Below are 14,636 nucleotides of genomic sequence, written 5' to 3' on the forward strand. Positions count from 1 at the left end.
GTTGTTTCACGTGAAACAACGACCGTGGATGTTTCACGTGAAACAGCGGAAGGGCCGCACCCCGAGGGGTGCGGCCCTTCCGTACTGCTGAGCGCGAACTCTGCCCAAGGGCAGTGTTACGCGGCGACGACCTCGACGCCGAGCTTCGCGATGACGTCGGCGTGCAGGCGCACCGACACCTGGTGCGAGCCCAGGGTCTTGATCGCGGAGCCGAGCTCGACACGACGCTTGTCGACGGCCGGGCCACCGGCGGTCTTGATCGCGTCGGCGATGTCGGCCTGAGTCACGGAGCCGAAGAGACGGCCGGCGTCGCCGGAGCGAACGGCCAGACGGACCTTCGTACCCTCGAGCTGAGCCTTGATCTCGTTGGCCTGCTCGATGGTCGCGATCTCGTGGATCTTGCGGGCGCGGCGGATCTGCGCCACGTCCTTCTCGCCACCCTTGGTCCAGCGGATCGCGAAACCACGCGGGACCAGGTAGTTGCGAGCGTAGCCGTCCTTGACGTCGACGACGTCGCCGGCGGTACCGAGGCCGGACACCTCGTGGGTGAGGATGATCTTCATTTTTCGGTCACCCTTCCCTTAGCGCGCGGTGGACGTGTAGGGCAGCAGCGCCATCTCACGGCTGTTCTTGACGGCCGTGGCGACGTCACGCTGGTGCTGCGTGCAGTTGCCGGTCACGCGACGGGCACGGATCTTGCCGCGGTCGGAAATGTACTTCCGCAGCATGTTCGTGTCCTTGTAGTCAACGTACGTGACCTTGTCCTTGCAGAATGCGCAGACCTTCTTCTTAGGCTTGCGCACAGGCGGCTTCGCCATGGTGTTTCTCCTGTGTGATCAAGAAGTTTGGGTACGAGCTGCTCCCAGGGCGTAAGCCCTAGAAGGGAGGCTCGTCCGAGTAGCCGCCGCCGGAGTTGCCACCCCAGCCGCCACCGCCGCCGCCCTGCTGGCCGCCGGACGGGGCACTGGAGGCCCAGGGGTCGTCGGAGGGAGCGCCGCCGCCCTGCTGCTGCGGAGCGCCACCGCCCCAGCCACCGCCGCCGCCACCCTGCTGCTGACCGCCGCCGTAACCGCCGCCACCCTGGCCACCGCGACCGGTGGTACGGGTGACCTTGGCCGTGGCGTTCTTCAGGCTGGGGCCGACTTCCTCGACGTCCAGCTCGTAGACCGTGCGCTTGACACCCTCGCGGTCCTCGTAGGACCGCTGCTTCAGACGACCCTGCACGACGACGCGCATGCCCTTCTGAAGGGACTCCGCGACGTTCTCCGCCGCCTGACGCCAGACCGAGCAGGTCAGGAACAGGCTTTCGCCGTCCTTCCACTCGTTGGTCTGACGGTCGAAGGTGCGGGGAGTGGACGCGACACGGAACTTCGCGACCGCCGCGCCGGACGGGGTGAAGCGCAGCTCGGGGTCGTCGACAAGATTGCCGACGACCGTGATGACGGTCTCGCCTGCCATGGGTGAACCTCTCGGCGGGATTTGCTTCTGGCTGCTTGTTGCTACTCGGACCCGAAAACCTGTGAGCGGAAAGCTCAGTGGGTCTCGGGGCGGAGGACCTTGGTCCGGAGGACCGACTCGTTCAGGTTCATCTGGCGGTCGAGCTCCTTGACGACCGCAGGCTCGGCCTGCAGGTCGATGACCGAGTAGATGCCCTCGGGCTTCTTCTTGATCTCGTAGGCGAGACGACGACGGCCCCAGGTGTCGACCTTCTCGACCTTTCCGTCGCCCTCACGGACGACGGAGAGGAAGTTCTCGATCAGCGGGGAGACAGCGCGCTCCTCGAGATCGGGGTCGAGGATGACCATCACCTCGTAGTGACGCATGTGGAACCCACCTCCTTTGGACTCAGCGGCCACGGTCGTTCCGTGGCAGGAGGGTCTAATGCGTGTCGCAACGGCGCCGTCGCCACGAGTCCTGGACGGACCTGGGCAGACACCGGTGCAGACGGTACAGACTACCCGCACATCGCCCCGTGGTTGAAATTCCATGGTGAGAGGACGCTCCGGTTGAAATTCGACGGAGGGGGGACGCAATCTGTACACAACGGATGTCGGCGGCGTCACAGGCGCCGCCGTCCGGCAGGTACGCCAGGAGGTGCCCCATGGCCCAGGCAATGCGACCCAACTCCGGCCACTCCCTCTTCGCCACGGACGGCAAGCCCCACCCGGTCCAGGACACCCTGATGGCCGTGACGCTGGTGCTCGGCCTTCTGTCCTTCATCACCGCCCAGTTCCACAACCTGCACCTGCTCAGCTCCTGGTCCGGTCTGATCGGGATCCTGACCGGCGCCTACGGGCAGTACATCTCCGCCACCACGCGCGAACGCTTCGTGCTGGTCGTCGGCCTCGGCCTGGCCGGCGTCGGCTTCTTCCTCGGCATGGCCCACGGCGGCCTCTTCGGCGGCGTGATCCACTAGCCACCGTCCGTCCACGACCCATCCACGAGCCGTCCGCGCATCGGTCCCGGCACGTCACGGGGGCTGCCGGGCCCGACACGGCCCATCGGAGCGCTCCCCGCTCGCAGTAGGCTTCGGCGCGAGAGCCGGAGCCCCTGACCCGATGGGGACACACCTGCCGAGGAGCGCCCCGACATGAGCCTGACCCTGAGGACCATCAGCCGCGAGCAACATCTGGCGTTCATCCAGAGCCAGCCCTCGGCGAGTCACTGCCAGGTTCCGGCATGGGCAGACGTGAAGACCGAGTGGCGTTCGGAGAACCTCGGCTGGTTCGACAAGGACGGCATGCTCGTCGGTGCCGGCCTGGTGCTGTACCGCCAGCTGCCGAAGATCAAGCGCTACCTGGCCTACCTGCCCGAGGGTCCGGTCATCAACTGGTTCGCCCCGAACCTGGACGAGTGGCTGCAGCCGATGCTCGCCCACCTGAAGCAGCAGGGCGCCTTCTCCGTGAAGATGGGCCCGCCGGTCGTCATCCGCCGCTGGAACGCGGCCGCGATCAAGGCCGGCATCCAGGACCCGGACGTCAAGCGCCTGCGGGACATCGAGGCCACCCACATCGAGCCGCGCGCCTTCGAGGTCGCCGACCGGCTGCGGAAGATGGGCTGGCAGCAGGGCGAGGACGGCGGCGCCGGCTTCGGCGACGTGCAGCCCCGCTACGTCTACCAGGTCCCGCTCGCGAACCGCGCGCTCGACGACGTCCTCAAGGGCTTCAACCAGCTGTGGCGCCGCAACATCAAGAAGGCCGAGAAGGCCGGTGTCGAGGTCGTCCAGGGCGGTTACGAGGACCTCGCCGAGTGGCAGCGGCTCTATGAGATCACGGCCGTCCGCGACAAGTTCCGGCCGCGCCCGCTCTCGTACTTCCAGCGCATGTGGACCGTCCTCAACAACGAGGACCCCAACCGCATGCGGCTCTACTTCGCCCGCCACAACGGGGTGAACCTCTCCGCCGCCACCATGCTCGTCGTCGGCGGTCACGTCTGGTACTCCTACGGCGCCTCCGACAACATCGGCCGTGAGGTCCGGCCCTCGAACGCGATGCAGTGGCGGATGCTGCGCGACGCGTACGCGATGGGCGCGACCGTCTACGACCTGCGCGGTATCTCGGACTCGCTGGACGAGAACGACCACCTCTTCGGCCTCATCCAGTTCAAGGTCGGCACGGGTGGCGAGGCCGCCGAGTACGTCGGCGAGTGGGACTTCCCGCTCAACAAGCTCCTGCACAAGGCTCTGGACATCTACATGTCGCGCCGCTGACGGCACGTCATGCCCGAGGCTTGCGTAGTCTCATAAGCAGTTCGTACACCTTCTCTCGACTTGTCGTCGCCACCAGAAAGGTCCCGGGCCGGCCATGGCGCTCTCCCTCTATGTCGACACCGCTCGCTGGCGGGCGCACCAGAAGACCGTGATCGAGCAGTTCCCCGGTCTCATCCCGGTCTGCAAGGGCAACGGCTACGGGTTCGGCCACGAGCGCCTCTCCGAGGAGGCCATGCGGTTCGGCGCCGACATGCTCGCGGTGGGCACCACGTACGAGGCCGCCAAGATCAAGGACTGGTTCAGCGGCGACCTGCTCGTCCTCACCCCGTTCCGGCGGGGCGAGGAGCCGGTGCCACTGCCGGACCGGGTGATCCGCTCCGTGTCGTCCGTGGACGGCGTACATGCCCTGGTGGGCGCCCGCGTCGTCATCGAGTGCATGAGCTCGATGAAGCGCCACGGCGTCCACGAGGAGGACCTGCCCCGGCTGCACGCCGCCATAGAGGACGTACGGCTGGAGGGCTTCGCCCTGCACCTGCCCCTGGACCGCCCCGACGGCACGGACGCCGTCGAGGAGGTCATCGGCTGGATGAACCGGCTGCGGGCCGCCCGGCTGCCGCTGCACACCATGTTCGTCAGCCACCTGCGCGGCGACGAGCAGGCCCGGCTCCAGCAGCAGTTCCCGCAGACCCGGTTCCGCGCCCGGATCGGCACCCGGCTGTGGCTGGGCGACCACGAGGCCACCCAGTACCGGGGCGCGGTCCTCGACGTCACCCGCGTCGCCAAGGGCGACCGCTTCGGCTACCGGCAGCAGAAGGCCGCCTCGGAGGGCTGGCTCGTGGTGGTCGCCGGCGGCACCTCGCACGGTGTCGGCCTGGAGGCTCCCAAGGCCATGCACGGGGTGATGCCGCGGGCCAAGGGCGTCGCCCGCGCCGGCCTCGCGACGGTGAACCGGAACCTCTCCCCGTTCGTCTGGGACGGGAAGCAGCGCTGGTTCGCCGAGCCGCCGCACATGCAGGTGTCGATCCTGTTCGTGCCGGCCGACGCCCAGGAGCCCAAGGTGGGCGACGAACTCGTCGCGCACCTGCGCCACACCACGACCCAGTACGACCGGATCGTCGAGCGCTGAGCCGCAGCGGACGGCCACCCGGCCCCTGAGACGAGGAGAGCGGCCCCCGGGACACCCCGGGGGCCGCTCTCCTCGTCTCCCCGCGGGGGTCACTTCTCCGGCACGCCCCACTCGACCCGCGGCGCCTGTCCGTCCGGCTCCGCGGGCAGCCCCGGCCGCGCCGCCCGCCCGGCGACGAAGGCGTCCGCGGCCCCGTCCAGGACGCCGCCCGAGGGATCGTCCACGCCGCCTCGCCGTACGTCGTCCCGGCCGGGCTCCAGGATGTCGCGGACGACCAGCGCGCACAGCCAGAGCGTGCCGAGCACGTGCAGGACGATCGCGAACTGGTAGCCGTCGGTCGGCAGACCCTGCTTGTTGCCGCTCGCCCCGTAGGCCAGGTAGAGCCAGATCGCGAGGAAGTACAGGACCTCGCAGGCCTGCCAGACCAGGAAGTCACGCCAGCGCGGCCGGGCGAGCGCGGCGAGCGGGACGAGCCACAGCACGTACTGCGGCGAGTAGACCTTGTTGACGAGCACGAACGCGGCGACGACCAGGAACGCCAGCTGGGCGAACCGGGGCCGGCGCGGCGCGGTGAGCGTCAGGTACGCGAGTCCCAGCGCGGCGAGCAGCATCAGGAACAGCGCCCAGCGGTTGGCCGTGTCGGGCGGGATCGGGTTCCCGGTGTTCTGGCTGATCAGCAGCCAGACCGAGCCGTAGTCGACGTTCCGCTCGGTGCTGAAGACGTAGAACTGCCGCCAGCCCTCCGGCGCCGTCAGCATCACCGGCAGGTTCACCAGGAGCCATGCCCCGGCCGCGCCCAGGACCGTCGTGCCGAACGCCCGCAGGCGCCCGGCCCGCCAGCACAGCAGGATCAGGGGCAGGAGCAGCAGCGCCGGATAGAACTTGGCGGCCGTCGCCAGTCCCAGCAGGACGCCGGCCCCGAACGGGCGGCTCCGCGACCACAGCAGCATCGCGGCGGCCGTGAGCGCGACGGCCAGCAGGTCCCAGTTGATGGTGGCGGTCAGCGCGAAGGCGGGCGCGAGGGCCACCAGGAGGCCGTCCCAGGGGCGCGTACGGTGCGTCCGGGCGACGCAGACGGCGAGGACGGCCGCGCACACCATCAGCAGGCCCGCGTTGACCATCCAGTACGTCTGCTGCCGTCCGGTCAGGTCGGCGCCGTCCGGCGTCAGCCAGGCGGCGACCTCCATGAACAGGCCGGTCAGGACCGGGTACTCCAGGAACGGTATGTCGCCGCCGATCCGGTCGAAGTACGGGACCAGGCCCTCCGCGAAGCCGCGCCCGGAGAACAGATGCGGGATGTCGGAGTAGCAGGCGTGGGTGTACTGCGAGGTGGAGCCCTGGAACCAGGCCCAGTTGTAGCAGGGCAGTTTCTGCACCATGCCGAGGGCGTACATCCCGAGGGTCACCAGGACGACGGTCCGCACCGGGGTGAGCCATCCGCGGCCGGGCGCCGCCCGGCGTCCGGCCGGCCCGCCGATCAGCTCGCTGCTCCGGGCCGCCACGTCGTCCGCGTGGGTGGGGCGGACCACCGGATCCCGCGGAGGGCTCGTCTTCTGGAGGCTCGGCATGGGGGCCATCCTGCCGTACCGGCCCGCGAAAACGGCGAGGGCCGCCGCACCCGGTGCCGTACGCGAGGTACGGACCGGGCGCGGCGGCCCTCGAAAGGCGCCGGGCGCGGTGGGTCAGCCGCCGAGGCCGCCCCAGCTGGTGTTGCCACCCGGCCGGCCGTTACCGCCACCGTTGGAATCGGAGGTCGGCGGGCCGGTGGGCTCGGTCGGCGGCGTCGTGGTGGGCAGTCCGCCACCGGGTCCGCCGTTGTCGTTCCCGCCGTTCGCGCCGCCGCCGTTCGCGCCGCCGCCGTTGCCGCCGTTCGGGTCACACGGCCAATCCCAGACGTTGCAGGTCTTGTCGGGCTTCGGCGACTTGGTCGGCTCCTTGGTGGTCGGCTCCGTCGACGGCTCCTCGGTGGGCTCCTTCGACGGCGTCGGGGTCGGCGTCGGGGTCGGGCTGACGGCGCCGCCGCCGTAGACCGTCTCGCCGTCGAGCTCCTCGGGGGCCGGGAAGCTCGTCGCCGGCTTCCCCTTCAGCACCGCGGTCATGTAGTCGTGCCAGATGCGGGAGGGGAACGAATTACCGTGGATCTTCGGCTGGGCGCCCGTACCGTACATGGACTCGAACTTACGGTCCTTGACGTTGTCGTCGTCGTTGAAGCGGTACATGTCGACGGCGGTCGACAGCTCGGGGGTGTAGCCCACGAACCAGGCCGAGTTGTTGCCGTCGGTCGTACCCGTCTTGCCGGCCGCCTCACGGTCGGCGAGGGCGGCCTTCCGGCCGGTGCCCTTCTTGACGACGTCCTTCAGGACATCAGTGACGTTGCTCGCGACCGCGGTCGAGAACGCGCGCTTGGGCGCCGACTTGTGCTTGTAGATGACCTCGCCGCGCTGGCGGACCTCGGTCACCGAGAAGACGTCGTTGCGCTCGCCGTTGTTGCCGAAGGTGGCGTACGCGCCGGCCATCCGGATCGCGCTCGGGGAGGAGATACCGAGGGAGAACGACGGCACGTCGGCCTTCACCAGCGACGACTCCAGCAGACCCGCGTCCATGGCGGCCTGGCGGACCTTGTCGATGCCGACGTCCATGCCGAGCTGCACGTAGGGCGAGTTGGCGGAGTGCTCCATCGCCTCACGCAGGCTGATGTTGCCGTAACTCGCGTCGTCGTCGTTGACCTGGAGCCAGTCGTTGTCCTTCTCGTCGAGCCAGATCGACCCGTCGTAGTTCTTGATCTTCAGCTTGTTCTGGCCGTTGTAGCGGCTCTTGTCCGGGTCGACGATCCTGCGGTCCGCGGGACCCTGCACCCTGCCGAGCTTGGGGTTACGCACACCGTCGCGCATCGCGGCGGCCAGCACGAAGGGCTTGAAGGTCGAACCGACCTGGGCACCGGTCTGGTCGGCGTTGTTGGTGAAGTGCTCGGTGGCGTTCTTGCCGCCGTACAGCGCCACGATCGCGCCCGTCTTCACGTCCACCGACGAGCCACCGAACTGGACGTGGGTGTCGGTCGTCGGGCGCTTCTTCGGGTTGATGTACTCCTTGTTGATGCTGTTGACCGCATCTTCAAGGGCCTTGACGTTCTTCTTCTTGAAGGTCGTGTGGACCTCGAAGCCGCCCTTGGCGAACTGCTGCGCCGTGATGTTCCGGTCGTTGTTGTTGAGGAAGTTCGCCTCGGCCGTCCGCACCAGGTAGCCGATCTGGCCGCCGAGCTGCGCACCCTGGGTGCGCGGCTTCACCTTGGGGAACTCCGTGTACTTCGCGCGCTCCTCGGGAGTCAGCCACTTGTCCGTGGTCATCTCGTCGAGGATCCACTTCCAGCGCTTCTTGGCCCGCTCGGTGTTCGCCTCCGCCGTGGCCGTCGGGTCGATCTCGGGAGCACCGGCCGGGTCGTAGTACGTGGCGCCCTTGAGCAGCGACGCGAGGAAGGCGCACTCGCTCGGGGTGAGGTCCGTGGCGTCCTTGCCGAAGTACGTGCGGGCCGCGGCCTGGATGCCGTAGGCACCACGGCCGTAGTACGAGGTGTTGAGGTACCCCGCCATGATGTCGGCCTTGCCCAGGTCGTTGCCCACCCGCATCGAGATGAAGAGTTCCTTCACCTTGCGGCTCACCGTCTGCGACTGGTCGTCCAGACGGTTGTTCTTCACGTACTGCTGCGTGATGGTGGAGCCGCCCTGCTTGTTCCCGCCCTTGGCCATGTTCCACACGGCGCGGGCGATGCCCATCGGGTCGATGCCGGAGTCGTCCCAGAAGGTCTTGTTCTCGGCGGAGACCACCGCGTTCTGCATGGCCCGCGGGATCTGCGAGTACTCGAGGATCTGCCGGTTGACGTCACCACCGGTCGCGGCCATCTGTGTGCCGTCGTCCCAGTAGAAGACGTTGTTCTGCTGCTTGGCGCTGAGGGCCTCGTTGGGGATGTCCACCCAGGCGTACGCGAGCGCGCCCGCGCCCAGCAGGCTGCCGAAGAACCCCAGGAACAGGCCCGTCGTGAGCTTCCACGACGGCATCCAGCGCTTCCAGCCGTACTTGTCGTGACGCGGGTAGTCGATCATCCGCTTCTTGCCGGGCGGACGGCCGCCGCCCGCGCCGCGTCCGGGACCACCGCCGCGGCCGCCACCGCCACCGCCGCGGCGCCCCCCGCCGGCGCCTCCGCTCTCGGGTACGCGCCTGCGCCCGCCCCGCTGGGCGGCCCGCCGGGCCTCGGCGCGCCCTCCGTAGGGGCGCTCCTCTCCTCCATGTGTGGAGGGCGGATCATACGAGGCCGAAGGGGACCCCGCAGCGGAATCGTGGTCAGGGGCCGGCCTGCGGCCCATGGGCTGCTGGGCGGCGCGCCGGGCCGCAGCGCGGCCGCCGGTCGGCGGCTGTGGCGGCATTTTGCGACGGTGCTCGCTCATCGAACGACTACTCCTCGGGCAGGCGCGTACGCCTGGAAGCGGCAGTTGAGTTCCGGTCCCCCCGACATGCACACGGCCGGGCCTCGGACAAGGACGGACCGTGCCGACCGGGCACTCGCTTCACTGACGCTGCGCGCCCTTGCGCGGTTCCCGGTGCTCTGCATGCCGCACAGACTACGCACGGCCAAAACCTGCCTAGGTTCGGAGTTCACCCCAAATCAGGCAAGTCGATTGCTGTGAATCAGTGATGTGACACCGGTCACTCGGCCCCCTCTTGTCGCGTCCCCGGGTCAGCTCTATCGTCTGGATGTATCGAGTCGATACATCAGTGCGGCACATCGGCTCGGCATACGAGTTTTCGCATGAGGTCACCGAGACCCGTCCGTCGAACGGCCGGGTCCGCGGAGCGAAGGAGGCGGCGAGTGAGCAGGCGTTCAGGAATCCTCGAGTTCGCCGTTCTCGGTCTGCTCCGTGAGGCTCCGATGCACGGGTACGAGCTGCGCAAGCGGCTCAACACCTCGCTGGGGATCTTCCGGGCGTTCAGCTACGGGACCCTCTATCCCTGCCTCAAGACGCTGGTCGCCAACGGCTGGTTGATCGAGGAACCGGGCAGCGCACCCGAGGACGCCGTGGCGGCCTCGCTCGCAGGACGCCGCGCCAAGATCGTCTACCGGCTGACGGCCGACGGTAAGGAACGCTTCGAGGAGCTTCTTTCCCACACCGGTCCGGACTCCTGGGAAGACGAACACTTCGCCGCTCGCTTCGCCTTCTTCGGGCAGACCGAGCGCGAGGTGCGGATGCGGGTGCTGGAAGGCCGGCGCAGCCGGCTGGAGGAGCGCCTGGAGAAGATGCGCGGTTCCTTGAACCGGACGCGCGAGCGCCTCGACGACTACACGCTGGAGCTCCAGCGCCACGGAATGGAGTCCGTGGAGCGCGAAGTGCGCTGGCTGAACGAGCTCATCGAAAGCGAGCGGGCGGGACGGGATCAGCGATCCGGCCCCGAGGACGCCGCTCAGCGACACGAAAACTCTGGAGACACGGGCGGTCTGCCCCGGCACGGGGGCAAGACCCGGCCGGATCCGTCCGACGACACCGCCAAGTGAAACCCTGCTCGCGCAGGGCTTCCACGATCACACAGGGAGCAACCGGAATGGGTTCGGTTCGCGTAGCCATTGTCGGCGTGGGCAACTGCGCCACCTCGCTGGTCCAGGGCGTCGAGTACTACAAGGACGCCGACCCGGCGTCCAAGGTCCCCGGTCTGATGCACGTCCAGTTCGGCGACTACCACGTCGGTGACGTGGAGTTCGTCGCCGCGTTCGACGTGGACGCGAAGAAGGTCGGTCTCGACCTGGCGGACGCCATGGGCGCCAGCGAGAACAACACCATCAAGATCTGCGACGTCCCGGCCACGGGCGTCACGGTCCAGCGCGGTCACACCCTCGACGGTCTCGGCAAGTACTACCGCCAGACCATCGAGGAGTCGACCGAGGCCCCGGTCGACGTCGTCCAGATCCTCAAGGACCGCCAGGTCGACGTGCTCGTCTGCTACCTGCCCGTCGGCTCCGAGGACGCGGCGAAGTTCTACGCCCAGTGCGCCATCGACGCCAAGGTCGCCTTCGTCAACGCCCTCCCGGTCTTCATCGCCGGCACCAAGGAGTGGGCGGACAAGTTCACCGAGGCCGGTGTCCCGATCGTCGGTGACGACATCAAGTCGCAGGTCGGCGCCACCATCACGCACCGCGTCATGGCGAAGCTGTTCGAGGACCGCGGTGTCCGTCTCGAGCGCACCATGCAGCTGAACGTCGGCGGCAACATGGACTTCAAGAACATGCTCGAGCGCGAGCGCCTGGAGTCCAAGAAGATCTCCAAGACGCAGGCCGTCACCTCCCAGATCCCCGACCGGGACCTCGGTGAGAAGAACGTCCACATCGGCCCGTCGGACTACGTGGCCTGGCTGGACGACCGCAAGTGGGCCTACGTCCGCCTCGAGGGCCGCGCCTTCGGCGACGTCCCGCTGAACCTGGAGTACAAGCTCGAGGTCTGGGACTCCCCGAACTCCGCGGGTGTCATCATCGACGCCCTGCGCGCCGCGAAGATCGCCAAGGACCGCGGCATCGGCGGCCCGATCCTCTCCGCGTCGAGCTACTTCATGAAGTCCCCGCCGGTCCAGTACTTCGACGACGAGGCCCTGGCCAACGTCGAGAAGTTCATCAAGGGCGAGGTCGAGCGCTGACCGACGCACCGGCCCGTCGGCCCCGCTGAGGACCGCCGATCGACGACGAGGGTCCCCGTGGCACTGCCCGGGGACCCTCGTCGTATGTGAATCTTGCTGCCATGTCCGTCGTGCGTGATCTGCGCGTCCTCCTCCGCCTGCGCGACTTCCGCCGTCTGCTGACCGTGCGGCTGCTCTCTCAGTGCGCCGACGGCGTCTACCAGGTCGCCCTGGCCACGTACGTCGTCTTCTCCCCCGAGAAGGAGACCAGCCCCGCCGCCATCGCCTCCGCCATGGCGGTCCTGCTGCTGCCGTACTCCTTCGTCGGGCCGTTCGCCGGGGTCCTGCTCGACCGCTGGCGGCGCCGCCAGGTCTTCCTCTACGGCAACCTGCTCCGCGCCCTCCTGGCCTGTGGGACCGCGCTCCTCATGCTGTCCTCCGCGCCCGACGCGCTCTTCTACGCCTCCGCCCTCGCCGTCACGGCCGTCAACCGCTTCGTCCTGGCGGGGCTCTCCGCCGCGCTCCCGCGCGTGGTGGACGACGAACGCCTCGTCGTCGCGAACTCGCTGTCGCCGACCGCCGGCACCCTCGCGGCGACGCTCGGCGGAGGGCTCGCCTTCGTCGTCCGGCTGATCGCCCACGACTCCGACGCCGCCGTCGTCCTGCTGGGCGCCGCGCTCTACCTCGCCTCCGCCCTCGCCTCGCTCCGGATGTCCCGCGAACTCCTCGGCCCCGATCCGGAGCAGATCCAGCCCCGGATCGGGGCGGCGCTCACCTCCACCGCGCGGGGGCTGGTGAGCGGGCTGCGGCATCTGTCCCGGCGGCGCCCCGCCGCCCGCGCGCTCGCCGCGGTCACCCTGATGCGGTTCTGCTACGGCGCGCTGTTCGTGACGGTGCTCATGCTCAGCCGGTACGCGTGGGGCACCACCGAGGCGCAGGGGCTCGCGGTGCTCGGGCTCGCCGTCGCCACGTCCGGGGCCGGGTTCTTCGCCGCGGCGGTGCTCTCGCCCTGGGCGGTCGGGCGGCTCGGCCCGTTCGGCTGGATCATGTTCTGCGCGGGGACCGCTGCTGTGCTCACTCCCGCCCTGGGCCTGACCTTCGCCAAGGGACCGTTCCTGGTGGCCGCCTTCGTCCTCGGCCTGACCACCCAGGGCGTGAAGATCGCGACGGACACCGTCGTCCAGACCTCTGTGGACGACGCCTATCGCGGACGGGTCTTCTCCCTCTACGACGTGCTCTTCAACGTCGCCTTCGTCGGCGCGGCCGGAGTCGCGGCCCTGATGCTGCCGCCGAACGGACGCTCCCCTGCCCTCGTCGTGATGGTGTCCGCGCTCTACGCGGTCATCCCGCCGGCCCTGTGGTGGCGACGCTCGGTCACATGACCGCGGGGCGGTGTTTCACGTGAAACACCGCCCCGCCACCACTCCGGACCGCCGTTGTTTCACGTGAAACACCCTTGAGAAACGGCGACGAACCGAAGGCCCGTCTCTTGGGTCAGGCTGGGTGAGCAAGACACGAAAGAAAGGCCTTAGCCCTCCTGGGTCGCCCACCACTCCTTGAGCGCGGCGACGGCGTCGGCCTGCTCCATGGGTCCGTTCTCCAGACGCAGCTCAAGGAGGACCTTGTACGCGTGGCCGATGGCCGGGCCGGGACCGATGCCCAGGATCTCCTGGATCTGGTTGCCGTCGAGGTCCGGGCGGATCGCGTCCAGCTCCTCCTGCTCCTGGAGCTGCGCGATGCGGTCCTCCAGGCCGTCGTAGGCGCGGGAGAGCGCGGCGGCCTTGCGCTTGTTGCGCGTGGTGCAGTCGGAGCGGGTCAGCTTGTGGAGCCGGGAGAGCAGCGGTCCCGCGTCCCGGACGTAGCGGCGGACGGCCGAGTCGGTCCACTCGCCGGTGCCGTAGCCGTGGAAGCGCAGGTGCAGCTCCACCAGCCGCGAGACGTCCTTGATCATCTCGTTGGAGTACTTGAGCGCGGTCATGCGCTTCTTGGTCATCTTCGCGCCCACCACCTCGTGGTGGTGGAAGGAGACCCGGCCGTCCTTCTCGAAACGGCGGGTGCGCGGCTTGCCGATGTCGTGCAGCAGGGCCGCCAGACGCAGCACCAGGTCCGGGCCGTCCTCCTCCAGGTCGATGGCCTGGTCGAGCACGGTGAGGGAGTGCTCGTAGACGTCCTTGTGCCGGTGGTGCTCGTCGCTCTCCAGGCGCAGCGCCGGAAGCTCGGGCAGGACGTGCGCGGCGAGACCGGTGCCGACGAGGAGCCCGAGACCCTTGCGGGGGTGGGCGGAGAGCAGGAGCTTGTTGAACTCCTCGCGGACCCGCTCGGCGGAGACGATCTCCAGCCGGCCGGCCATCTCCGTCATGGCGGTGACGACCTCGGGGGCCACGGCGAAGTCCAGCTGCGCGGCGAAGCGCGCGGCACGCATCATCCGCAGCGGGTCGTCGGAGAAGGACTCCTCGGGGGTTCCGGGCGTGCGCAGCACCCGCTCGGACAGGTCCTCCAGACCGCCGTGCGGGTCGATGAACTCCTTCTCCGGGAGTGCCACGGCCATCGCGTTGACGGTGAAGTCCCGGCGGACCAGGTCCTCCTCGATGGAGTCGCCGTAGGAGACCTCGGGCTTGCGGGAAGTGCGGTCGTACGCCTCGGAACGGTAGGTGGTGACCTCCACCTGGTAACCGTTCTTCTGGCAGCCGACGGTGCCGAACGCGATCCCGACCTCCCAGACCGCGTCGGCCCAGGGCCGGACGATCTTCAGGACGTCCTCGGGGCGGGCGTCGGTGGTGAAGTCCAGGTCGTTGCCGAGACGGCCAAGAAGGGCGTCCCGTACCGAGCCGCCGACCAGCGCGAGGCTGAATCCCGCCTCCTTGAAGCGGAGGGCGAGGTCATCGGCGACGGGGGAGACGCGCAGCAGTTCGCTGACGGCGCGGCGCTGCACCTGGCTCAGTGCGGTGGGGGTGTCTTCGTTGGCGTTCGGCACAACAGAAAAGGGTACGTGCCCCGGCTCACCCCGGCGTCCCTGTTTCCGCCCACGGAGCGCGGGCGCGCCCGGGAAGGACCCCCGCGTGGCATCCGCTGGAGCAGACCCCGGCACTCGGGCCCCGCGCGTCTCGTTACCATGCCTGGACACAGCATCCGGAACCACCGACACCACTG

The 14,636-nt window shown here is 68.9% G+C and carries 13 protein-coding genes; 6 read left to right on the top strand and 7 right to left on the bottom strand.

What is annotated here, in order from left to right; translation table 11 throughout:
- Positions 1–116: 116 nt before the first annotated feature.
- The 4 genes from rplI to rpsF all read right to left on the bottom strand — a co-directional run bounded on the left by rplI (position 117) and on the right by rpsF (position 1,823).
- Complete coding sequence (gene rplI, locus ABZ693_RS14630) at positions 117–563, bottom strand: 50S ribosomal protein L9 (protein ID WP_359876384.1); 447 nt, start codon at positions 561–563, stop codon at positions 117–119.
- A gap of 18 nt (positions 564–581) precedes the next feature.
- A complete protein-coding gene (rpsR, locus tag ABZ693_RS14635) occupies positions 582–818 on the bottom strand; it encodes a 30S ribosomal protein S18 (protein ID WP_008746874.1) in 237 nt (78 codons plus the stop codon).
- Positions 819–876: 58 nt separating this feature from the next.
- Complete coding sequence (locus ABZ693_RS14640; protein ID WP_359876386.1) at positions 877–1,458, bottom strand: single-stranded DNA-binding protein; 582 nt, start codon at positions 1,456–1,458, stop codon at positions 877–879.
- Positions 1,459–1,532: 74 nt separating this feature from the next.
- A complete protein-coding gene (rpsF, locus tag ABZ693_RS14645; protein WP_359876387.1) occupies positions 1,533–1,823 on the bottom strand; it encodes a 30S ribosomal protein S6 in 291 nt (96 codons plus the stop codon).
- A gap of 278 nt (positions 1,824–2,101) precedes the next feature.
- Here rpsF and ABZ693_RS14650 point away from each other — a divergent pair, with 278 nt between their 5' ends.
- The 3 genes from ABZ693_RS14650 (at position 2,102) to ABZ693_RS14660 (ending at position 4,835) form a co-directional block, all read left to right on the top strand.
- Complete coding sequence (locus tag ABZ693_RS14650) at positions 2,102–2,416, top strand: hypothetical protein (RefSeq protein WP_359876389.1); 315 nt, start codon at positions 2,102–2,104, stop codon at positions 2,414–2,416.
- A 174-nt stretch (positions 2,417–2,590) separates the two neighbouring features.
- A complete protein-coding gene (locus tag ABZ693_RS14655) occupies positions 2,591–3,709 on the top strand; it encodes a lipid II:glycine glycyltransferase FemX (RefSeq protein ID WP_359876390.1) in 1,119 nt (372 codons plus the stop codon).
- A 94-nt stretch (positions 3,710–3,803) separates the two neighbouring features.
- Positions 3,804–4,835: an alanine racemase gene (locus ABZ693_RS14660; protein ID WP_359876392.1), complete on the top strand. Its 1,032-nt coding sequence runs from the start codon at positions 3,804–3,806 to the stop codon at positions 4,833–4,835.
- Positions 4,836–4,924: 89 nt separating this feature from the next.
- Here the strand turns inward: ABZ693_RS14660 and ABZ693_RS14665 are convergent, their stop codons facing one another.
- Positions 4,925–6,403, bottom strand: coding sequence for a glycosyltransferase family 87 protein (locus ABZ693_RS14665; RefSeq protein ID WP_359876394.1), 1,479 nt, complete (start codon positions 6,401–6,403; stop codon positions 4,925–4,927).
- A gap of 114 nt (positions 6,404–6,517) precedes the next feature.
- Complete coding sequence (locus ABZ693_RS14670; protein ID WP_359876396.1) at positions 6,518–9,274, bottom strand: transglycosylase domain-containing protein; 2,757 nt, start codon at positions 9,272–9,274, stop codon at positions 6,518–6,520.
- A 422-nt stretch (positions 9,275–9,696) separates the two neighbouring features.
- On the opposite strand from ABZ693_RS14670, the gene ABZ693_RS14675 reads away from it, so the two are divergent.
- The 3 genes from ABZ693_RS14675 to ABZ693_RS14685 all read left to right on the top strand — a co-directional run bounded on the left by ABZ693_RS14675 (position 9,697) and on the right by ABZ693_RS14685 (position 12,868).
- Complete coding sequence (locus tag ABZ693_RS14675; protein ID WP_359876397.1) at positions 9,697–10,377, top strand: PadR family transcriptional regulator; 681 nt, start codon at positions 9,697–9,699, stop codon at positions 10,375–10,377.
- Positions 10,378–10,424: 47 nt separating this feature from the next.
- Positions 10,425–11,507, top strand: coding sequence for an inositol-3-phosphate synthase (locus tag ABZ693_RS14680; RefSeq protein ID WP_359876399.1), 1,083 nt, complete (start codon positions 10,425–10,427; stop codon positions 11,505–11,507).
- 101 nt (positions 11,508–11,608) lie between these two features.
- Positions 11,609–12,868: an MFS transporter gene (locus ABZ693_RS14685; protein WP_359876400.1), complete on the top strand. Its 1,260-nt coding sequence runs from the start codon at positions 11,609–11,611 to the stop codon at positions 12,866–12,868.
- Between the two features lie 146 nt (positions 12,869–13,014).
- Here ABZ693_RS14685 and ABZ693_RS14690 read toward each other — a convergent pair whose 3' ends face one another.
- Complete coding sequence (locus ABZ693_RS14690) at positions 13,015–14,460, bottom strand: CCA tRNA nucleotidyltransferase (RefSeq protein ID WP_359876401.1); 1,446 nt, start codon at positions 14,458–14,460, stop codon at positions 13,015–13,017.
- Between the last annotated feature and the right edge of the window lie 176 nt (positions 14,461–14,636).

The sequence above is a fragment of the Streptomyces laurentii genome, assembly GCF_040635425.1.
Lineage (GTDB): Bacteria > Actinomycetota > Actinomycetes > Streptomycetales > Streptomycetaceae > Streptomyces > Streptomyces laurentii.